At 47.0% G+C, this 22,427-nt stretch carries 13 protein-coding genes and 1 tRNA gene; 1 reads left to right on the forward strand and 13 read right to left on the reverse strand.

Going from position 1 to position 22,427, the window contains the following annotated elements; all coding sequences use genetic code 11:
• Positions 1 to 25 precede the first annotated feature (25 nt).
• Positions 26 to 1,228: a transglutaminase domain-containing protein gene (locus tag QUA83_RS04960; RefSeq protein WP_333291920.1), complete on the forward strand. Its 1,203-nt coding sequence runs from the start codon at positions 26 to 28 to the stop codon at positions 1,226 to 1,228.
• 743 nt (positions 1,229 to 1,971) lie between these two features.
• Here the strand turns inward: QUA83_RS04960 and QUA83_RS04965 are convergent.
• The 13 genes from QUA83_RS04965 to QUA83_RS05025 form a co-directional block, all read right to left on the reverse strand.
• Positions 1,972 to 2,053 (reverse strand) — tRNA-Leu (locus QUA83_RS04965).
• Positions 2,054 to 2,070: 17 nt separating this feature from the next.
• Positions 2,071 to 2,301, reverse strand: a complete 231-nt coding sequence (locus QUA83_RS04970) for a hypothetical protein (protein WP_333291921.1) — start codon at positions 2,299 to 2,301, stop codon at positions 2,071 to 2,073.
• A gap of 65 nt (positions 2,302 to 2,366) precedes the next feature.
• Complete coding sequence (locus QUA83_RS04975) at positions 2,367 to 3,077, reverse strand: peptidoglycan-binding protein (RefSeq protein ID WP_333291922.1); 711 nt, start codon at positions 3,075 to 3,077, stop codon at positions 2,367 to 2,369.
• Positions 3,078 to 3,877: 800 nt separating this feature from the next.
• Complete coding sequence (locus QUA83_RS04980; RefSeq protein ID WP_333291923.1) at positions 3,878 to 6,298, reverse strand: sucrose synthase; 2,421 nt, start codon at positions 6,296 to 6,298, stop codon at positions 3,878 to 3,880.
• 128 nt (positions 6,299 to 6,426) lie between these two features.
• Positions 6,427 to 7,950, reverse strand: a complete 1,524-nt coding sequence (locus QUA83_RS04985; protein WP_333291924.1) for a carboxypeptidase M32 — start codon at positions 7,948 to 7,950, stop codon at positions 6,427 to 6,429.
• Between the two features lie 79 nt (positions 7,951 to 8,029).
• The gene (locus QUA83_RS04990) at positions 8,030 to 9,232 is read right to left on the reverse strand and encodes a tetratricopeptide repeat protein (RefSeq protein WP_333291925.1); all 1,203 of its coding nucleotides are present in this window, start codon (positions 9,230 to 9,232) and stop codon (positions 8,030 to 8,032) included.
• Between the two features lie 440 nt (positions 9,233 to 9,672).
• Complete coding sequence (locus QUA83_RS04995) at positions 9,673 to 11,865, reverse strand: tetratricopeptide repeat protein (RefSeq protein WP_333291926.1); 2,193 nt, start codon at positions 11,863 to 11,865, stop codon at positions 9,673 to 9,675.
• On the reverse strand, positions 11,862 to 13,199 hold the full coding sequence (locus tag QUA83_RS05000) for an ATP-binding protein (RefSeq protein ID WP_333291927.1): 1,338 nt from the start codon (positions 13,197 to 13,199) through the stop codon (positions 11,862 to 11,864). The genes QUA83_RS04995 and QUA83_RS05000 overlap by 4 nt, the downstream gene beginning before the upstream one ends.
• Positions 13,200 to 13,346: 147 nt before the next feature.
• Positions 13,347 to 13,865 (reverse strand): Ycf51 family protein, encoded by a 519-nt coding sequence (locus QUA83_RS05005; protein ID WP_333291928.1) that lies wholly within the window; start codon positions 13,863 to 13,865, stop codon positions 13,347 to 13,349.
• A gap of 182 nt (positions 13,866 to 14,047) precedes the next feature.
• A complete protein-coding gene (locus QUA83_RS05010) occupies positions 14,048 to 15,106 on the reverse strand; it encodes an adenylate/guanylate cyclase domain-containing protein (protein WP_333291929.1) in 1,059 nt (352 codons plus the stop codon).
• Positions 15,103 to 15,477, reverse strand: a complete 375-nt coding sequence (locus QUA83_RS05015) for a response regulator (RefSeq protein ID WP_015177895.1) — start codon at positions 15,475 to 15,477, stop codon at positions 15,103 to 15,105. The genes QUA83_RS05010 and QUA83_RS05015 overlap by 4 nt, the downstream gene beginning before the upstream one ends.
• Positions 15,470 to 19,192, reverse strand: a complete 3,723-nt coding sequence (locus tag QUA83_RS05020) for a response regulator (protein WP_333291930.1) — start codon at positions 19,190 to 19,192, stop codon at positions 15,470 to 15,472. The genes QUA83_RS05015 and QUA83_RS05020 overlap by 8 nt, the downstream gene beginning before the upstream one ends.
• Positions 19,193 to 19,489: 297 nt before the next feature.
• Complete coding sequence (locus tag QUA83_RS05025) at positions 19,490 to 22,006, reverse strand: MASE1 domain-containing protein (RefSeq protein ID WP_333291931.1); 2,517 nt, start codon at positions 22,004 to 22,006, stop codon at positions 19,490 to 19,492.
• Between the last annotated feature and the right edge of the window lie 421 nt (positions 22,007 to 22,427).

Below are 22,427 nucleotides of genomic sequence, written 5' to 3' on the forward strand. Positions count from 1 at the left end.
TCTTATTCTTAACTAGGGTATTTTTATGCCTCAAGATTTTGAAAGTGATTTTCTCAAAGCAGCTCGCAAGTTGAAAGAAAAGAACAGAAAGGCTTTAGAGCAAAGAATCCGAAAATTTCTTCTAATTTTTGCTATACTGCTAGTAGCAATAATTCTGCAAGCGAATCCGTATTTATTCACTCATTCATCTCATTCATCTAAGGATTTCATCACTCGCTTAAGATATAATCCCATTCCACCTGCATTAAATTCGCCTTGGGCATGGAAAAATCATGAAACACTTCACCCAATCGTTACCAGCCTGACACCTGATATTGAAAAAAGTATTAAATCTGTTGCTGATTATATTGCTCAACAAGAATCAGATCCTTACTTACGAATTAAAGCATTACATGACTACGTTATTAGCCGACTTACTTACGATTTGAATGTACTTAAAACAGGAATACGACCTGCTCAAGATGCTCAAACTGTTTTTTCAACTCGGAAAGCAGTCTGCGAAGGTTATGCTAATCTCTTCATGGCGTTAGGGCGAGAAATCGGCTTAGAAGTTGTTTATATTCGAGGAAAGGTTCGTCGAGACTTGGCTCCTGTAGGTTTAATTCCCATGACGAGCAGGCTATTGAACTCTAATTATGATTGGACACTTCATGCTTGGAACGCAGTGAAGGTTGCAGACAATTGGCAATTAGTCGATACGACCTGGGATGACAGCGATTCTGGCAAATACAGTGCAGACTATCTCATGCCTCCTCCTGAAGTGATGATTACAAGTCATTTCCCTCAGCAATCAGATTGGCAGTTGTTACATAGTCCTAAAAACCAGGATTCCTTTGAGAAGCAGCTACTTTTAACACCTAAATTTTTTAGAGAAAAGTTGCAAATAATTTCCCCAATGGAGTATCAAACAAATGTTCAAAGAAAAGCTTTAATTGAGGTCAAAAAACCTCCCACATACCAAAATAAAATTGTAGCTTTCTTTGCTGAAAGGAAGAAATTAGGATTTTCAGTTTGGAGTTTGCCAGATAGTAATCCTTTTACACAGGAGAACCGAGCCAATGTAAAGAGATGCCAGAGTCAGTATAATGAAGGAGAAATAACCCAAATCTCCTGTCAATTCCCAGACAGAGGGGATTATCAAGTCATCCTATTCAGTTTGGAACAGGAAAAAGACAATGTTAGAAAAAAGATTAGTCCTATTGTTCAACTTAGATTTAATGTTCTTTGAGTCAATAAGCTGTTCTACATTTAAATTGTCTTTTAAAAAACAATTCCCCGTCTTGTGGGGAGTAGGGGTTGGGCGTCCCGCCCGCCCTGAATATACAATTTAAATACGCGACAGCTTACTCCAGACAGTTTTAAAATAGGGAAGCGATGCCTACGGCAAGCTTCGCTAACGCAGCAGAGCACAGCTAGAAAAAGTCGTTAAGGCAAGGTATTAGCACGGGACTCATGGAGTAAATCGAATCCTGCCTTGGGCAGGCGCAGCGTTTTGAATTGTTCACGGGGCACAAGAGCGATCGCCACATTTGTTTTTGTAAATAACGTATTGACAGAGACTGTTGGCGAATCAATAAACGGCTTCACCCCTCATCCCTAAAAATTTGGAGTTTAGACTAAATGTCTAATTGACCATATAGCTATTAACTACCAATAGTGAAGGGAAATACTTCCTCCCAGAGGTGAGGGGTAACACCCTCGGTGAATTCGCCAACAGTCTCTTGCAATCAAAGGTTTTAGAGCAGAGATGTATAGGTGAAGGGCTGAGTACATACGCGGAGGAGGTACGACCTGGTAGATATAAAAAATGTCTACAAGTATGCCACAGCAACCTATATGAGGCCGATTTGGAGGTTGGTTTTCATGGGCCGTGCTATAAACCCCAGTCAATTAGTTCTTAAAGACCCCAGTCAATTAGTTCTTAAAGACGACAAAACATGAAACTATTGATGTACAAAGCGTTGAGAGTAGTGCGGATAAAAGGACTTGAACCTTCACTCCTTTCGGAACCAGAACCTAAATCTGGCGCGTCTGCCAATTTCGCCATATCCGCATTTTGACATTTAACTACTATAGCACACAACAAAGCGATCGGTCAATCGATTTGAGATTTGAGATTTGAGATTTTAGATGGAAGAAAGCGACCCACTGATAAATCCGCAGGCTGATGACCAAATTGCTCGATCGCCCGATTTGAGATTTGAGATTTGAGATTTTTAGATGGAAGAAAGCGACCCACTGATAAATCCACAGGCTGATGACCAAATTGCTCGATCGCTCAACATCGAGAAACCCGGTCATTTTGGGACACCGGGTTCAATCATGAGTTATCGCCACAGCAATTTTCCGTATTTTTCACTTGTCACTTACTTTTGGCCGAGCGCCTTCCAGGTTGTTTCGTCCACCATGCCGTCAACCGTCAAACCCTTAAATTTCTGAAAGTTCTTGACAGCCGTAGCAGTGCGAGCGCCAAAAATGCCGTCGATCGGGCCCGGATCGTAACCCTGCATTTCCAAACGCACCTGTAGCGTCTTCACCTTGGAACCGACAGCGCCTTTATTTAGGAGAGTTGGAGGATTGCCGGCAACAGCAGCATTGCTCAGAGTTGGAGCATTGCTCTGCACAGTTTCAGGAGCCGACGCTGGATCTGCTGCTAAAGCTGTCCAAGTTTCTTTGTCCACAATGCCGTCTGAGTTCAAACCCTTAGACTGCTGAAAAGCACGAACCGCCGATGTAGTGCGAGAGCCATAGGAACCGTCGATCGTCCCCACCTTGAAACTGTGCACCTGCAAGCGCTGCTGTATGGCTGCAACTTCTGGCCCGTCAGCACCCGCCGAGATAGTTTTTTCCTTTTTCACTGGCGGCTGCTCGCCCGCGTAAAAAGGCTTGTTAAACATATCTGCTTGGGACTTTCCGTCAGGCGATGCTGACGCACCCGGATCGGCGGGAGCCGTAAAGTCTCTGCGGTACTCTTCCTGCACCAAGGGTTCGGAGTCAAAAGCAGCAATTGCCTTTCGGGTTAAGCCGGGAGCGAGCAGAGCGATCAAGCTGAAAATCGTAACAGTAGTCACACGCATAAATTTCATCCTGTTGGTAAGGTTTGACAAGGTTTCCCTGTTTTCTAGTTTCTAAATCTAATTGTATTACCCGGACTGCTTTATGAGACATATAGCAAAAGCAAGAAGGAAGAATGCCTTTCGACTTCGCGATCGGGTAACAAAAAGTCCTAGGGAAGGGGTAATAGACCGCATTGGTTTGGGCCATTAAGAAAGTTCTAAGCGTCTGGCGCGGTTGCTATATCTGCCCCGGTCTCTAGAACTTCGGCAATGGGGACACCAGCACTCAGAAGTTACGTGTTAGAAGTAGGGGCCGGTTCGCACTATTCCTAATAAAGCCAGTTGATTCCGAGATGTTTCGTTACCAAAGCTCATATTTTCGTATAAACCACGTTTTTTAGCCTCAGTCTTATGGTACAAAATCGGCTATTATTCACAAATCTTTACAGGCGGATTTTGTACAAAGTTGATCTATGAAAGGCGAAGTTTTTTCCTTCAATCCTCCCGTAATATCAATTTCGGTTGTATCTGAGATGTTGCACAATTCTCAATTACTTGTTTAGGAACAGGCAAGATTCCTGTTCCACAAGAAAATTCATCTCCTGTGGAATGGGTCGTTTAGGAACAGGCAAGATGCCTATTCCACAAGAAAATTTACTCTTTGTGGAACAGGCATCTTGCCTGTTCTTAAGAATGGTGCAAGATTTAAGTTATATCGGAATTATTAAACCCCTCTGGACGCCGAGGATAGAGAGAAAGGGAAGAGAGAGATGAATAATTCCGATACCAACGGATTTGATATAAAAAGCAAAACTCGGCAGTTATCGGTTGGCGTGTTCTGCCAATAAAGCCTTCGCTCTTGGCTTGTAAATGAGATAAAACAGCGATTCTATGTAGCGGAGCATATCTTCGCGGTTTTCCTTGGACGAGTAGTTCCAGAAACCGTAAGTCCGCGCCAGCGTCAGCAGCTTGGTAGTGTGATTTTTCCAGGTATACGTGCTGTAAACTCGGTCAATTCCTCGCGTTGAAATTTCATACCAATAGTTGGGATTGTGTTCGCATTTCGATAAAAAATCTAGAAGTTTTTGGGCAGTCTCCTGGTGGTTAGTCGGGTTGATATAAAACCCATTTACGCCATCTTGAATAATTTCCAGCGGGCCGCCAAACTGCGTCCCGAAAGTGGGAATGCCGGTAATCATTGCTTCGAGAATTGTCAAGCCGAAAGCTTCAAATAATGCTGGCTGAACAAATATACCTTGGGCGTCGGCGATTACCCGGTAGATTTCGCCGGACAGGCTTTTGGAAAGCCTCACTCCCAACCAGCGAATTTTACCGTGAAGGTTGTATTGGTCGATAATTGCGTAGAGCTTTTTAATTTCTTCTGCTTCTTCGTAGTCTTCGGTTTCTTCGACCCGCAGCTTGCCAGCTACTAGAATTAAGTTGCATTTTTCTTGCAATTCCTTGCTTTTTCCGAACAATTCTGCTAAGCCTGTCAGGTTTTTAATGCGATCGAGCCGCGCCATCGAAAATAAAGGGCGCTTGTGCGGGTCGTCGAGTTTGCCAAAGACTTGTTCGGGGTCTTCTAGAGTAAACAGCAGTTCGCCCGGCCGATCGCGATCGGCTTGCACCCGGTCTTCTATCCGCGTGTAGGGAAAGTACACACTTTCGTTGACTCCCGGCGGTACTACGTTGAATTTAGGGCTGAACAGTTCAATCCCGTTCACAACGTGGTACAAATCCGGCATGGTAAAACAATGGTAAGATTCGTACTGACCGACACTATCGGGTTGGCCCACAATCTCTTGATAGGTGCTGCTGACAATACAATTAGCTGCATTCATGGCAATTAGATCTGCCGTAAATTGCAGGGAAAAATGGTATTTTTCCTCGGATTCTTGCCAGTAGAGATTGCTCAACAAATATTTAGATTTTTCCAGCGCATGGGCAATATTGCACTGAGTAGTTTTGAGTTTGCGAGACAGCAAAAAGGCTACCAAGTTGCCGTCGGAATAGTTGCCGACAATTAAATCTGGTTTGCCCTGAAACTCAGCCAGCAATTCTTTTTCTGCATCGATCGCGTAAGTTTCCAAATAAGGCCAAATCTCGAATCTAGAAATCCAATTTTGAGTGAGTTTGGGATTGAACTCCCGGAAGGGAACCCGCAAAATCCAAGCATTTTCTGTGCCGTGAACTTTTTCCAAACGTTCGTTGCAGCGCGTGCCGTCGCTGTTAGGAATTAACCGGGTGAGAATAATTACTTTAGGTTTGACTCCTAAACTATCGAGACCGGCAAGATGAATGTCTTCTTGCAGTTGTTTCTCTAAACTCTTCGCTTGATCGAGGACATAAACTACCTGACCTCCCGTATCTGGTCGCCCCAAAACTCCTTCTTGGCCGAACCAGCCGTGAGGAGAAACTAGGACGATTTTGAAAATCATCGGGATGCGAGAAATAAATGCTTCTAGGGTTTGCGGATCGGGGGAATCAATTAATTCGTCAAGAATTCCTAGGGTTTCATGCACGCGGGCGGCGGTATTTCCCCAACCTGCCTCTAAACCCATCATTTGCAAAACCAGTCGAAATCTCTCGTAGGGTTCTTCTTCAGAAAGATCGCCGACAAAGGTGAGAGCTTTTTTGACTTGTTCTGAAAGTTGTTCTTGGGATTTTATGCGCTCATTAATTAGTAATTGTACGCCGTTGTAGCGGTGAATTCGCAAGAAATTAAATAGAGTTTCCTGGCACTGTCTGGGGTCTTGAAACAGTTTGCTGGACAGATATCGGTTGAGGAATTGCACTCCTTTGCCGATGTTTTTGGGGTCGCGAATTGTGGGGGAATAATCGTAAAAAGGGCCGAAATCTAGTTCTAGAATGTCGCCTTCTTGGGGGTGAAAGTGGTTAACGAAGCGATCGCGCACGTCGTGCAATTCTTGCACTGTCATCTGCTCAACCGTCAAGTCGTCTGCAACTCGCACAATTTCCATACTAGCAATTTTTGGCCGCAGCAGGACGCCAAGGCTGCCATCTTCGAGAATAATTTCCTGAACGTAGAAAATCAGTTTGCTTAAAAGAGAAGATTGATGGAACTGTTCGGGCTTTTCGTATTTGGTGCAGTAGGCGGCAAAAGCGTTAACTATGTCGTTTCGCAGTAAATAGTTGTTTCCCAAAGCGCGTAAATCGCTGGCAAACTGACGCAAGTCGGCTTTTTCGTCGCTGGCAATCACAGCCTGAAAAAGTTCAGACATACATACTCCCTTATTTAAGACTTTTTATTCCCGCTTCAAAAAAGGGCGATACTGTTTGAGTATCGCCCTTTTTTGAAGCGGCTACTTTTTTTGTAATTTTAAAGTCTACAATCTGAACTTGCTATCCCTCAAATGACATAAAACTCCCCGTATTTGTGACGAATATAACGGATAAAGGGATCGATAGTTAAAGGTGAACCTGTAACGCGATCGATCAATTCGACAGCGGTGTATTTGCGGCCGTGCTGGTAGATGTTTTGTTTGAGCCAGTCGTGGAGTACGGTAAAATTGCCCCGTTCTATTTCTACGGGAATTTCAGGATTAATTTTTACTGCTGTTTCGTAGAATTGGGCGCTCATCAAGTTGCCGAGGGTGTAACCTTGGAACATTCCGCCGATCGTACCAACATACCAGTGAACATCTTGCATCGCGCCTTCGCTGTCGGTAGCGGGGACAACGCCGAGGTCGTTTCTATAGCGTTCGTTCCAGGCTTCGGGGAGGTCTCGGACTGCTAGTTTTCCCTCTACCATTGCCAATTCTAGGTCAAAGCGGATGGCGACGTGGAGATTGTAGGTTACTTCATCGGCGTCGGTGCGGATGAGCGATCGCGAGACTTTGTTAATTGCCCGGTAAAATGCGTCAGTGGATACGTGTCCCAACTGTCGCAAAAATATGCCTTGGAGTTGCGGGTAGAAACATTCCCAAAAACCGCGGCTGCGCCCGACCAAATTTTCCCAAAGTCGCGATTGACTTTCGTGCACGCCGGAGGAAATGCCGCCTGCCAGAAGCGTGCCTTCAAATTCCGGGGAATTTCCCAGTTCGTAGAGGGCGTGTCCGGCTTCGTGGATGCTGCTGAACAGTGCTTGATCCAGGTGGTCTTCATAGACGCGGGTGGTAATTCGCACGTCGTCTATGGAAAAGTTGGTCATGAAAGGGTGCAGGGTAGTGTCTTGCCGTCCCCGTTGGAAGTCGTACCCCATTCGTTCTACGACTTTACGAGTGAATTCTAGTTGCTGGGATTCTGGGAAGTCTTGGTGCAAGCAGGAGTCGTCGGCGGGAGGTTGGGAGGTGATGGCTTCGACTATCGGCACTAATTCTTGACGCAGTTGGGCGAAAAGCGGGCGCAGCAGGGATACTTTCATGCCGTAGTCGCTACGATCGATCAAAGGATCGGCGATGTGTTCGTAGCCGGGGAAAAAGTCGGCGTATTGCCTGCTTAATTCTAGGGTTTTTTCGAGATACGGCTCGACGGCTGCGAAGTTGTTGGCTGCCCTGGCCGCGGCCCAAGCTTCGTAGCAGTCGGCTTGGTGGCGGCAGAGTGCTGACATGAAGGTTGCGGGGACTCTGGCGGCGCGATCGTAGTCTCTGCGGGCTATGCGGATCAGGCTGGCTGCGGTGGAGTCGTAGGGGAGGGTTTGTTCGTAGAAACGCAAGTCTTCTAGGAGTTCACCTATTTTTGGATCTGTAAATTTTTCGTGAGATATTTGTTTGAGAGTAGCCAACTGGCGGCCTCTGGCACTTGCACCTTTGGGGGGCATATAAGTTGATTGATCCCAATGCAGCAGCGACGAGGCTGATTCGATGTCGTTAACTTCTCTGAGATGGGCTGCCAGTTGAGCGAATTTTGCTTGAGTTTTGTCTAGGGTTTGCATGATTGGGGTTTATGGTGCTGTTTTGCCTACAAAGGTTGCAGTGCGGCATCCGTCTCCATCAATCATAGCTACCCTGAAATCAAGCTAAAAACCGCACTTCTTCCCGTATTGTAAGCAATTTAGAGTCATTTTTGCACAATTTCCGGTATTTCTGCGGATTGAGTTCGATCGCCTTGGATAAGTTTTCGATCGCCAGCCGGATGCTGGTAGCTACAAGTTCCTGGCTGTTTGTGAGCTCCCCTGCTTCTTTTTCCAGGGCGTAAAGGCAAGCTTTTTGATAGTACAGGTTTGGATCGTCGGGTGTGAGTGCGATGATTTTATCGTAGGAGGCGATCGCTTCGGTAAATCGTTGAATTTTTTTGAGGGCGACGGCGCGGTTGTACCAGGCTTCGGTGTTGTCTGGCTGCAACTCTACGGTTTTGTCCCAAGAGGCTATTGCTTCTTCCAAGCGTTGTAAGTTGGCGAAGGCTAAGCCACGGTTGTAAAAGGTTTCGCTGTCGTTTGGGTTGAGTGCGAGGGCTTTGTCCCAGGATGCGATCGCTTCTTCAAATTGTCCCATTTGGGCGATCGCCCTGCCGCGTTTGTTCCAGGCTTCGGCGGAATTCGGCCGCAGTTGCAGGGTTTTGTCGTAGGAGGCGACGGCTTCGGGGTAGAGTTTTTCATCGGCTAGGGCTAAGCCCCGGTTGTACCAGGCTTGATGCAAGTCTGGTTTGAGTTCGATCGCTTTGTCGTAAGAAGTGATCGCCGCTGTATTTTGGTCGGATTTTCTCAGGGCAAATGCTTTGTTATACCAAGCTTCGCAGTAGTCTGGTTTGATGGCGATAGCTTTCTCGTAGGAGGCGATCGCTTCTGATAATTTCTCTAAGCTGACGAGGGTGTTGCCGCGGTTCGTCCAAGCTTCGGGGTAGCTGGGATTGAGTTGGATCGCCTTTTCGTAGGATGCGATCGCTTCTGAGAGTCTGTTGAGCTTCCGCAAAACGTTGGCCCGATTATACCACGCTTCGGGATTGCTTGGTTTGATTTTTAGGGATTGGTTGTAGGCTGCGATCGCTTCTTCTAGCTGGCCCAATTTTCGGAGGGCTACGCCTTGGTTGTACCACGCTTCATAAAATTTTGGTTCAAGTTCGATCGCTTCTTCCCAAGATTCGATCGCAGCTTGGAATCGTCCCATTGCTTCTAGGGCGTTGCCGCGTTCGTACAAGGTTTGAGCCTTTTGGGTGTTGACTGCTATGGATTTTTCCCCTGAGTCGATCGGCTTTTCTATGCTGGCTAATTTTTGCAAGGGGTTTCACCTCTTTATTTTCTGTCTAATTGATTCTTTTCTTTTTTATATGCGATCTTTTTCGCCTTTGAGTGCTTTCGATCGCGACTGTTTGGTTATTTATGGCAATTTTACAGGAATTTGGGGACTTTTTCAAATTTTTTCATTATAATTTTAGACCGGGCATTTGTAAGTATAGATTAATACTAATTTTTTATAGGACTGCGTAGAAAAGAGGAAAGGGCGATCGTACTGAGGTGTGAGAAACCTCATCCAAGATATAATTTTCACGTAACCCTTTTGAGCGATCGGCGGTTAAAACCGCGTCTTGTCAAGCGAATTCCGCCTTTGCAGACTCATAAATAATAAGAGTATTTTTGATGCTGTAAGGGCGGGTTTTACCAAGAATAATTGTCTAAAACCGACAATCTCATAAACCCGCCTCGCCCTAGGGCAAATCCCTATTCTTGAATCAAGGCTTGAAACCGAGTATGCGATCGAATGCTGTCAAAATCCGAGTCAGTTTTTGCCATTTCTCGGTATTTGTCAGGATTCAGATTGATGGCTTGCTGCAAATTCTGAATCGCTTGGTCAATCTGACTCTGTAAGGCGTAATAGCAAGCTTTATTATAAAATGCTGGGTGATAATCTGGGTTGATTTCTAAGGCTTTGTCGCAGGAGGATCTCGCTTCTTCCAATCTTCCTAAATTACCCAGTGCAATGCCCCGATTGTTCCAGGCTTCGTATGAATCTGGTTTGATTTCTAAGGCTTTGTCGAAGGAGGCTATGGCTTCTTCCCATCTTCCTAAACCAGCCAGTGCACTGCCCCGATTGTTCCAGGCTTCGTCTTTATCTGGTTTGATTTCTAAGGCTTTGTCGTAGGAAGCGATCGCTTCTTCCCCTCTTCCTAAATTACCCAGTGCACTGCCCCGATTGTTCCAGGCAACGTGTAAATCTGGTTTGACTTCTAAGGCTTTGTCGTAGGAGGCTATCGCTTCTTCCCCTCTTCCTAAATTACCCAGTGCATTGCCCCGATTGTACCAGGCTTCGTGTAAATCTGGTTTGATTTCTAAGGCTTTGTCGCAGGAGGCTATCGCTTCTTCCACTCTTCCTAAATTACCCAGTGCAGTTCCCCGATTGTTCCAGGCAACGTGTAAATCTGGTTTGATTTCTAAGGCTTTGTCGCAGGAGGCTATCGCTTCTTCCCATCTTCCTAAATTACTCAGTGCATTGCCCCGATTGTTCCAAGCTTCGTATGAATCTGGTTTTAATTCTAAGGCTTTGTCGTAGGAGGCTATCGCTTCTTCCCATCTTCCTAAATTACTCAGTGCATAGCCCCGATAGTACCAGGCTTCGTCATCATCTGGTTTGATTTCTAAGGCTTTGTCGAAGGAGGCTATCGCTTCTTCCAATCTGCCTAAATTACCCAGTGCAATGCCCCGATAGTACCAGGCTTCGTGTAAATCTGGTTTGATTTCTAAGGCTTTGTCGCAGGAGGCTATCGCTTCTTCCAATCTTCCTAAATTACCAAGTGCAGTTCCCCGATTGTTCCAGGCTTCGTGTAAATCTGGTTTGATTTCTAAGGCTTTGTCGCAGGAGGCTATCGCTTCTTCCAATCTGCCTAAATTACTCAGTGCATTGCCCCGATTGTACCAGGCTTCGTATGAATCTGGTTTGATTTCTAAGGCTTTGTCGAAGGAGGCTATCGCTTCTTCCACTCTTCCTAAATTACTCAGTGCATTGCCCCGATTGTTCCAGACTTCGTATGAATCTGGTTTGATTTTTAAGGCTTTGTCGTAGGAGGATCTCGCTTCTTCCCACCTGCCTAAATTACCCAGTGCATTGCCCCGATTGTTCCAGGCTTCGTGAAAATCTGGTTTGATTTCTAAGGCTTTGTCGTAGCAGGCTATCGCCTTTGCATATTCTTCAGCAGAGTCATGCAATAAACCTTGTTCAAAAAACAATTTAGCTTTTTGTTCGGGTATTTGCCCATCCTCATCAATTAAAGATTGAATCCTCACCAATTCCCATTTTCTTTCTTGGGGAGTCAAAGCTAGATAATCTTCTTGCTTCCATCTTTCCCAACAAGCTTGCATTGATTCCACTTGCAGCAGTTCTTTATCCATTGACAACTTAAATAAACTCGATCGCCAATCAAAGAAATCAGGTGCCCGCTGAATAAAATAATCAATAGCAAACTTAGGCAACAGAAAAACAAAACAGATTTTGAAATTATCTCGAAATCGTTCTCGCTGCTGGTTTAAATTAATTAAAATAGGCGGCACTCCCCGCCAACTGTAAGAGTAAATATCCTTACTTTCCCAGCCGATATCCTTTTTCTCTTGTTCGTATTCATAAAGTGAATATTCTAAACCTTGGACAAAGAGGACATTGATGCGATCGCGATTTGGCAACTCTTCAATTAGATTGTAAAAATCATAAACCGATTCCTTCAGCCGCAAAACCTCAATATTTTGCTGCGGAATATCTGTTTTAACTCTAGTAATCCAGCGTTCTCCCTCCGCCGGTGAACACTCCACAAACAACAAGCTAAAGCCATCTGTCCGCTTGAGAGTGCGTACCAGAGTTAGATATTCTTCCTCCGGTTCTGCCGGTGGCAAATCTTCGTCCCAATCAATTGCTTCTGGTTTCATGGCTGAAGTAGAGCGACTGCTTCCCTAAATTCCTGAATGCCTTTAATTAGCGGATGAACATCATACCAAGGCTGCATTTCTCCTTCATCATCAAAATATCGGTATTCCAAAATACAGCGGTTAAATAGCAAATTGCGGTGCTTTTCTTCATTAAGTATCCGGTGAGAAATAGAGACTTTTGCTAAAATTGACCATTCATCTTGTCCGGGAGTTTTGCGGTAGACATTCCGCTCTTTCGTGATTGCTCTTTGGGCCGCTTTGGCAGTAATTGGCAAATTTTGTGTTTGATTCACAGCTTCTCGCATCATCTTCATCAAATCCCTAACGTGACCTCCACTCATCAAGCACAGCCGTTCTAGGGTTTCTTCGGTGTCAAACAATCCTGTTTCTAAAGATAGATTTGGATCTATTTTTTGCACGCGCTTCTTAATCAACTCTTTAATTTTAGCAAGTCCCGGTTGGTGAGCGCTACCATCTAGATTCTGTACCAGAATCATTGGCAGCACTTGCGGAGTATTGTACTTATCGCTTAAATCAGCAGCGCGGTTAGAATGCACCATCGAAATCGGTACAGTGTAAACGACGTGACAATCTAAAGCTTGGAGTTGTTCGCTGCGGTCTAAGAAAATTTGGTCTAGATTGCTGCGTCCTCCTGCGTCTGTCGCAGAAAATGGCACAATCCGGTCTAAATTATCGGCAATCGCTACCAGTTGCGAATATTTATTGGGCAACTTTTTTTTAGCGTCGCCAATAAACTCATTTAGCGCATCAATCAGCGTTTGTGTTTGGGGCTCAACTTTTTCTCGGATTTTTTGACGCAGACTCGGTTGAGTTCTCACATTCGCCGTCAACTTGGCAAACTGACTAATTTGCGCCTCTAAGCTCAATTTTTCAAAAGATATTTCTGTTAGCCCTAAATCTTTTAAATCGTCCCAGCGGTCTTTCATCCAATTGACCAAAGGCTTGGAGTCAGCCTCTTTAATTGCTTCTAATAAGTGTCTGGTGCAAGCTAGCAAAATATCTGTATATTCAGTATCTTCGGGATTGATATCTTCGGCGTCAGCCGCGAAATAAACTACAAAATAACCTTTGTTGTTCAAGTGTTGCTGTAGCCGCAGCAATTCGGTTGATTTTCCAGCACCGCGATGTCCTGCATACAACTGGCAAGTCATCGGTTCTGAACGCTCAATGTTGAGGCCCAAGTCTAGGGTAATATTGTCATCTCCTCGCACTTCCCCACAGTCAACATATTGCGGGTCGCCTGCTGGTAAAGGAGAAGATGGGTTAAAGGCGTTGTAGAGGTCTTTTAGTAGTTTTTCTGTATTTTGAGTCATAAATTTTTTTTAGTATTTTTGGTTTTTTATAGGCTCAACCGCAGATTTAAGGCAGATGAACACGGATAAACGCAGATAATTATAAGAAGAGCGATCGAATCTATGCAAAACGCTGGGTGCACATCGCGCACCCAACAATCACTACTTTTAGGCTTGATATTTTTTCAGAATAGCAACTTTTTCGGGGAAGATTTCGATCGCCATTTTGTCATCATAACGAGTCGCGAGCGATCGCCTCACTTCGCCCAAAAACAGCGGCTGCGACAGCCCAGGTTCAGGATGTACAACTGTACGAACCCGGATTGTCATGTAGTCTCTGCCCCTTCCAGAGCGCCCTGGAGAGTACAAATCCGCCGCCGCTTGCCGCATCGTTGCTTCTAATTCCGATTCCGTGATCGTAGGTGGCACAGTAACTACTGTTTGAGCGCCGCCAGTATCGTAAACTAAAGAATAGCGAACTGCACCGGGAATTTCTGTACGGGAAAACAGTCCCAAACCCAGACCAAATATACTCGCAGCAATTACTCCCATAAAGCTTGTCACTCCTACCAATCGGAAGCGAAAACCCCATTTGAAGATAAATGCTATAACAGTTAGAATAGCCAAGGCTGCTGTTAGAATTCCCGCCCATTGGGCGTACATTAAAAGGTTAGAATTTACGTTCATTTGATGATTGGTTGACTGTTGACTGTTGACTGTTGACTGTTGACTGTTAACTGTTAACTGTTGACTGTTGACTGTTGACTGTTAACTGTTGATATTAGTTACCGATACCCGATACCCGATACCCGATGCCCAATGCCCAATGCCCAATGCCCAATGCCCACTGCCCAATGCCCAATGATTAATTAAGCGTTTCGGGCCACAAGCAGATAAGTCATCATATCGCCTTTCCCCTTCACTGGAATCACGCCGCGCTCCTCAAAAACGTACTTACCCCGCAAGCGTTCGTAGGTAGCAACTGTCACCTGAATGCTGCCGGGGACGCCTTGAGATTCCATCCGGGAAGCTGTATTTACCGTATCTCCCCACAAATCGTAAGTAAATTTTTTAGTACCGATTACCCCAGCTTCTACCGGGCCTGTGTGGATGCCGATGCGAATGCTGAGCGGCTGACCTCCCTTGGTACGCATCTTAGTCATTGCTGCTTGAATTTCCAGCGCCATTTCCGCGATCGACTCGGCGTGATCCTCGCTGGGCGTCGGCAAACCGCCAACCACCATATAAGCATCGCCGATCGTCTTAATTTTCTCAAGTCCGTAGCGCTCGGCCAACTCGTCAAAAGCCGAAAAAATCTCGTTGAGCAACTCCACCAATTGGGCCGGCGATAAATGAGCCGAAAGCTTAGTAAAACCGACCAAATCGGCAAACATCACTGTTACCTCAGCGAAACTGTCTGCGATCGTAATTTCCCCGTGTTTGAGGCGCTGTGCGATCGCCTTCGGTAAAATATTTAACAGCAAACGCTCGGACTTTTCCTTTTCCTGAGCCAACTCATGTAAATACGCCTGTTCCTTATCCCGCAGTCGCTTCTTTTCCAGACAAGCGCTAATCCGAGCCTTGAGCAATACCGGATTGAACGGTTTAGAAAGATAATCCTCCGCCCCCAACTCTATACACCGGACAATACTGTCGATATCGTCCACCGCCGAAATCATAATCACCGGGATGTAGCGCAAATTATCGTCCGCCTTCAGACTTTCGAGCACTTGATAGCCGTTCATTTGCGGCATCATAATGTCTAGCAGAACCAAATCAAAAGGAACGCTTCGCAACATTTCCAGAGCTTGGAGACCATCTTCAGCAACAGTCACCACATGGCCTTGACGCTGAAGCCGGCGGGCCAGCAAATCGCGGTTTACCTCATTGTCGTCAACAACCAGCACGCTGCCCTCGTCACCTTTCATGTCAGGGCCTCTTTCAGAAGAGTTTCAATTTTACCCAAAAGTCGAGGAAACTCGACCGGTTTAGTGTCATAGTCATTGCAGCCTGCAGCAAGACACTTTTCACGATCGCCCGCCATTGCGTGAGCCGTCAGCGCAATCACCGGAATCCTGCTAGTTTCAGGAGCCGCCTTAATTTGCTGCGTTGCTTGCCACCCGTCTAGAACCGGCAGACTCATATCCATCAGAATCAAATCTGGTACTTTCGCGAGCGCCATCGACACTCCCTCAGCACCGTCAACAGCAATAAAGACCTCGTGTCCCTTGCGGGCCAGACGCCTGGAAAGCATATCCCTATTCATTTCGTTATCTTCGACCAACAGGATTTTAGCCATTGGTGTTCTCCTTGCCTTTCGAGTCGTACCTGCGATCGAACCTGTCATTGACTATAGAGCGAACATCGCGCAACAAACTATCGCAACTGTAGACTCCCTTTTGTAGCACCCGCTCGACGTAGCCGTTTAGTTGCTGGCTTTCGGCCGGTGTCAAGTTTTTCCCCGTGATCACAACAATCGGTATAGGATCTCCCGAATGGGATTTGCGAATTTCGCTGATCAACTCAAAACCATCCATTTCTGGCAACATCAAATCCAGTAATATCAGGTGCGGGCGAGCAACTTTTAGCCGATCGAGAGCAGCGCGTCCACTGTCAGCTTCCGTTACTGCCCAGCCTTGTGTTTCTAGTACGCATCGCAGTATTTCGCGCGTGGCAACGTCGTCTTCCACAATTAGAATCTGACAGGTCAAATTGTTACTTGCAACGCCGTCTTGGTCGCGTCGGTACTTGTTCAACAAGGCAGCCAGCCGTTTGCCGTCCACTGGTTTGGTGAGGTAGTCCGAGGCACCCAATGCAAAGCCGAGGCTTTTGTTGCCCACAAAGGATAGCAGGATTACGGGAATTTCGGCAAGGTCAGGATCTGCCTTCAGCGCTGAGAGTACCGCCCAGCCGTCCATTCCGGGCATGATCACATCCAGGGTAATGGCATCTGGCCGTAGTTGCTTAGCCAGCCGGAGAGCTTGCTCGCCACTGCCGGCGACTTCTACGTGCAGTCCTTGGCGACTGAGGGTGCGCTCGATTAAATCCCGCGAGATCGGGTCGTCGTCCACTACCAGCACCGTGCCGACAGCGGGGGCGTCGGGAGGGCTAGTGCTGTCGTGAACTTTGTTGGGGATTTCCGGCTGTTTGATGGCTTTGGGCAAGAGCACGGTGAAAGTGGTGCCTGCGCCCAAGGTGGTGCTGACCTCAATGCTACCGCCCATCATCTGACAGAAGCGCTGGCTGATTGCTAGTCCCAAACCTGTGCCACCGTACTCGCGGGTAGTCGAGGCATCAGCTTGGGTGAAAGGTTGGAAAACTCGCTCCAATTGCTCTTGTGTCATGCCGATGCCGGTGTCGGCGACGCGGAAACTTAAAAATTCGGAGTTGGAAATTAAAATTTGGGAAGATTCCTCTTGATTTTTCATTTTTAATTGTTCATTTTTAATTCTTTCCACTCCGATCGCAATTCTCCCGTTTTTTGTGAACTTGGCAGCGTTGCTGAGCAAGTTAAGCAGCACTTGCCGCACTTTTGTCATGTCCGCGTGCATGGTGTCGAGGTTGTCTGGACAGTACACTTCTAGGGTATTACCGTTTTTCTCGACCAGTGGCCTGGCCGTGGCAACAGCACTTTCAATTAAGTTATGGATGTCGAAGCTTTCTAAGTAGAGCTCCATTCGGCCTGCTTCAATTTTAGAAATATCTAGGATGTCGTCAATCAGGGACAGCAGATGTTTGCCGGCGCTGCAGATTTTTTCGAGGTCGGGGACGGATTCGCAACTCCCCAATTCTTCGGCTTCTTCTTGAAGCATTTCGCTGTAGCCGATGATGGCGTTGAGGGGTGTGCGAAGTTCGTGGCTCATGTTGGCGAGAAATGTGCTTTTTGCCCGGTTGGCTGATTCTGCTGCTTCTAGGGCCAACTGCATGGCGGATTCTGCCTGTTTGCGATCGGTGATGTCTTGGACTGTGCCTTCGTAATACAAAACGCTGCCGTTTTCGTCGCAGATGCTGCGCGCGTTTTCGGAAATCCAGATTGTGCTACCGTCTCGGCGGTATATTTGGGATTCAAATTTTGACACTTGGTGGCGCGCGCCCAATTCGGCCATAAACTCGGCGCGCCGATTGGGGTTAACGTAAAATTGACGGTTGATATCGGTGAGTTCGGCGAACATTTGGGTACAGGATTCGTAGCCGTAAATTCTGGCTAGTGCGCGATTGCCGCTGAGGTAGTGCCCGGTCGGCGTTGTCTGGAATATGCCTTCGACTGCGTTTTCAAAGATGCTGCGGTATTTTGTTTCGGATTGTCTCAAGGCGGATTCTGCTCGCTTGCGCTCTAGGACATTGGCGAGCATTTCTCCTATCATTTTTAGCTGTGTGGATATTGTGGATATTTCGGTTGCTCGACCTGCTGTTGGCTTTAAGCTATCGAAGCCGAGAAATCCTACTAGGTTTTTACTACTACAAATTAGGGGAATAATTATCAGCGATTTAATATTTTTTAGCTGTTTTTTAAATTCTAAATTATTTAGGGAAGCGCCACTCGAAGGTATTGAGGCGGTTGCTGTTTGATTAACTGTTTGGGATGGGGAGTCTGTTTGGAATTGGGCTGAATTTTGACCGATCAAATAGACAATTTCGGCGATTGCTGGGGGCGGGAGTTCGCCGATTTCGGGAATATAAAGGCATTCGGCGCGATCGAGTTTTTCTGCAATCCAAGGGATTTGTGCGATGTCTATTGGTTTGTCGGTGCTGTCTTTGACTGCCGGAATGCTTTCGCCACACCACTCGTAGGTTTTGTCGGCGCGGGTTTTGTCTTCAGATAACAGGTAGATGTAACTGCGGTCAAACCCGCTCAAGGTGGCTATCGCTTCCAGGGCTTGAGCGATGCCTGTGTCTATTTCTGATAAGGGCTGGCTGATGAAATGGGTTGACAAACTGGCAATCAACTGAGCAAATTCTATTCGATCCTGCAAAGATTGTTCTACTTTTTTTAGTTCGGTAACGTCTCGAAAGCTCCAGACTCTACCGACTGTTTTCGCTCCTACTTTTGATGGCAACGAATTTAATTCAAGAATTTTTCCGTCTTTAAATTCTAATAATTCGCTGATTTGAGTATCTGGATCTGCCGACACTTTGATCACGTTTTCGAGAAATCTTTGCGGGTCTTTTAATTGTTCCCTGTCGAAGGGGAATCCTGTTTGGATCGTGTTTTTGACTGTGCCGAAGGTCGATCGGCTCAACGTTCCTTGGCTGGCGGACAAACCCCACATCTCAAGAAATTTCTGATTATAATTACATATATTGCCGTTTCTGTCAACCGCCAGAATTCCTGCATCTGTAGATTTTAGAACTGCTTGCAGTATCGAGAGCGATTGCTTGTCTTCTCTAATGTCAAAAAACACCAAGACTGATATTTCGCTGCCCTCAACTGCGGGATGGAAAAAATAGGAAACTGGTAAAATCTTGCCGTCGCGACACAAAAACTCGTCGTCCCAATTATTGCAAGGTTGACCGGAAGCGATCGCCTGTTGTAAATCTAGTGTAGGTGCGATCGCCGCATCTTCACTCTTGCTTGGCGACTGTTTCGGAGCAGTCAAAACTGGGGATTTGTTGCCTTTGTTTTGCTTCCCGATGCGCTCTAGCAGACAAACGCCTGCAAGTTCCGACTCTCGCCACCCCAGCAAGCGTTCGGCCTCTGGATTCACCGAGATTACACAGCCCTTCGCGTCAAGGATACACAATCCTGCCCCCAAACTGTTGACACTCGCCCGCAGTCGATCGAATTCTGAAGCTGTTGGAGAGTCTTGAGGGGACTGGCGCGAGTCAGTTAAATCCTTTAATACCACCGTCTCCAAGTTAAAAGAATCTTCCTGCTGAAGTTCTTGCTGACTCTGAGCTCGGTCATAGCTACAGCTTACCTGCTCTAAGAATAGCTGCCACTGCTCGGCAGTGGGAGGGGGAGACTCGCTAGCTAAACCGAGGTGTTCGAGTTGGCGCTGGAGGTGGGGGTGCATATTTTCTGGCGCTTTGTAGGCAACTTTCTACAGTATATCTTTTTAATTAATAATATATATACGTAGGTATACGGTTAGGGTAAAAGTACGCGATTTAAGTCTATAACAGGTTTTCTTGAGAAGCCGAGGGATCATCTCTGCTATCCACAATCTTTCAAACTTCGCTAATTATATTTATATCCTAATGGCTTTATTGATTTGGCTATATGTGGAAAATTTCGATACGTGATAGCGGAATAATCAGCAAATTGCGGAGACCAATAAGATTGGCAACGCTCGAAAAGAAATGTCAATAAATTATGATTTATCAGAATTTTCAGTTGACATTGAAAGGTCGGTGAAAATAGCTGGCAGCCGAATGGTAAAGGTAGAACCTTTGTCGATCTCGCTGAATGCGGTAATGTCTCCGCCCATCATTTCGCAGAATTTCTTAGTAATCGTCAGCCCCAAGCCAGTGCCGCCGTACTTTTTAGTAGTTGAAGAATCGGCTTGCGTGAAAGGCTCAAAGATTCTGGCTAACTGTTCGGGACTCATGCCAATGCCGGTATCTTTGACCGTAAAAATGATCCAATCTTGAGCGGAAGATAAGAGAGACAAGCTATTTTCAGGTTGGCCACCTTCTCTATACGCTCCCAGTTTTTTGCCTTTCTTTGCAGCGTCGGCGGGGGTTCCGACGGATCGGGTAACGGCGAAGGTAATCGCGCCGGAGCGAGTAAATTTCGCGGCATTGCTGAGGAGGTTGAGCAGAGACTGCCGGAGTTTAGTCAAGTCGGTCTGCATCGAGCCAATATCCTTGGGGCATTGTATTTCTAGGATATTGCTATTTTTGTCGGCCATCGGCGCGATCGTGGCAACTACTTCTTCAACCAGAGTTGAAATGGTGAACGTTTCAAGGTCGAAGTCGATGCGGCCTGCTTCAATTTTGGTCAAGTCGAGAATATCTTTAATCAGCGCTAGTAGGTGCTGGCCGGCCGTGTTAATTCTCTGGAGGTCGTCGATGAACTCTTCGGCACCGAGGTCTCGCGCGTCTTCTTGCAGGATCTCGCTGTAGCCGATGATGGCGTTGAGGGGGGTTCTGAGTTCGTGACTCATGTTGGCGAGAAAAATGCTTTTGGATCTATTTGCAGCTTCGGCGGCTAATGCGGCCCGACGGAATTCTTCGGAACGCAAGCGTTCGGTGATGTCGGTGGTCATGATTAAAACGCACTGAGTGCTGCCGAGGTGGATGAGCTCCACTGACATCAGCCAGTCGCGCACTTCGCCGGCTTTGGTGCGAATTTTGATTTCTTGGTTGCTGATCGAATTTTGTGATTGCAAAATCTGGGAGAGTCGCCCCCCGTCTTCTGAATTGACAAATATTCCTAAGTCGCTGGGAGTGCGGCCGATAAATTCGTGCCGCAGCCAGCCTAATGAGCGCAAAAAGCTTTCGTTGGCATCGAGGAAGCATCCGTCTGTGAGGGTGCAGATGCTGATCCCGACTGGGGAGGCGTGAAAGGCTTTGGAAAATCTTTCTTCTGAAGAACGCAGGGCGGCTTCGGCTTGCTTTCTGTCTGTGATGTCTTGGACGGTGCTGGTGATGTAGAGGGAGGTGACGGCGGCTTGTTCGTAGACTGTGCGGTTGCTGCCGTCGGGGAGTATGAGCCTGTAGTCGATGCTGTAAGGCTGTTGCTGAAATAAAGCGGCTTCGATCGAGGTTTTGACTAATTCTCTGTCTTCAGGGTGCACGTATTCCAAGAAGGCTTCCAGGCTGGGTTCAAAACTTCCCGGTTGCTCTCCCAGGATGCGGTAAATTTCCTCTGACCATCGCAATTGCTGGGCGTTGCGGTCTAAGTCCCAGTTGCCTAGCTGGGCGATGCGTTGGGCGTTAGCGAGGCTGGCTTCGCTGGCGCGCAGGGAGACTTCTGCTTGGTGGCGTTCGGCGACAGTGGCAGCTAAGACTAAGCCAGTGACGGCGATGACGGCGATGAAGGCTTGCAGGGATAACAGCGCTTGGGGGATACTGCTGGCGTGTTTGAGGAAGGGGCCGCTGCCTCGGGCTATACCCCAGATGGCGAAGCCGCAGAGGATGAAGTTGGAGAGGGCGGTGTAGTGCTGACCGAATCGAAAGGCAGCCCAAACTACTAGGGGAAATGGTAAGTATTCGAGGGGATAGCGGGCGTAGGCGGCGCGGGTGCGGGAGCAAAAGACGAGCCAGCCGACTGCTAGTAGCAGCAGCAGCCAAATCGCTCGTTCAGCTATCTGTTTGGGACGTGTGGGGGATTTGGGCAATTGTTGCCACGTCAGCAGCAGCGGGGCGACGAGCACAATTCCCATAGCGTCTCCTACCCACCAAGTCCCCCAAATCGTGCCAAAATTGCTCCAGCTAGATAAACCGGTCAGGCATACGAGGATGCTGCCGATGCTGGAGTTGATCAGGGTAGATCCCAAGGCTGCTAGTCCGACTATTCCTAAAACGTCTTTGAGCCGATCGAGCGCGGCGTTAAAGTTAATGCCCTGGAGTAGATAAGTTCCCGTCCAGGCTTGCAGGGTTCGGGCGCCAGCCGAGATTAATGCCGTGCCGATGTTGGCCGACGGTACGCTCATACTGAACAGGAAGCCTCCGATCGCGATTCCCGGCCACAGTTGCCGCCCAAACAGCAGCAGGGCTGCTTGGGCAATTCCTGCTGCTGGCCACATCGGGTAAATTTCTGAACTGAGGGTGAGGCTGGAAATGGCGAATTGCGACGCCCAATAGTAGACCAGGGCGATCGCGCCTACTGCGAGGAAGTACCGCCAGGAATGTCCTTTGATTGCGTTAAGGAACTTTGTCTGCATGGTCGTTTGGGGAAAAGGTGGACTGTTGTTGGGGTCTCAGTAGGTGGCACGGGACAGGCAGAGGGTAGAGAAAATATTTCTATTAGGTGATGGTAGGTCATGGGTGGTAGGTACTGGGAGAAGCTTTTGAGCTAACTTTTTGTGGTGCCGTTGAGGGAGCGGTTTTTTTGTTCCATCAAATCTGCCCATGAATTTCGGGAGTATCGCTTTTTTGTAAATATATCTCTAATGGCTAAGCAATTGGTTTGTAAATTTTTGGTTTTTGTTAAAAATTTATTACCGAGCTACAGCGGGTGTCTTTTTGTGTCGGGCGATCGTAACTCTATTCACCCTAACATCTTGCACCATGCTCAATAATACCTAAAATACCTAAAATACCTAAAATACCAATAACAGCAACGTAAAATCTCTGCTTTTAGGT

Origin of the sequence: Microcoleus sp. K1-B1, from assembly GCF_036704705.1 — a bacterium.
Taxonomy (GTDB): Bacteria; Cyanobacteriota; Cyanobacteriia; order Cyanobacteriales; family Microcoleaceae; genus Microcoleus.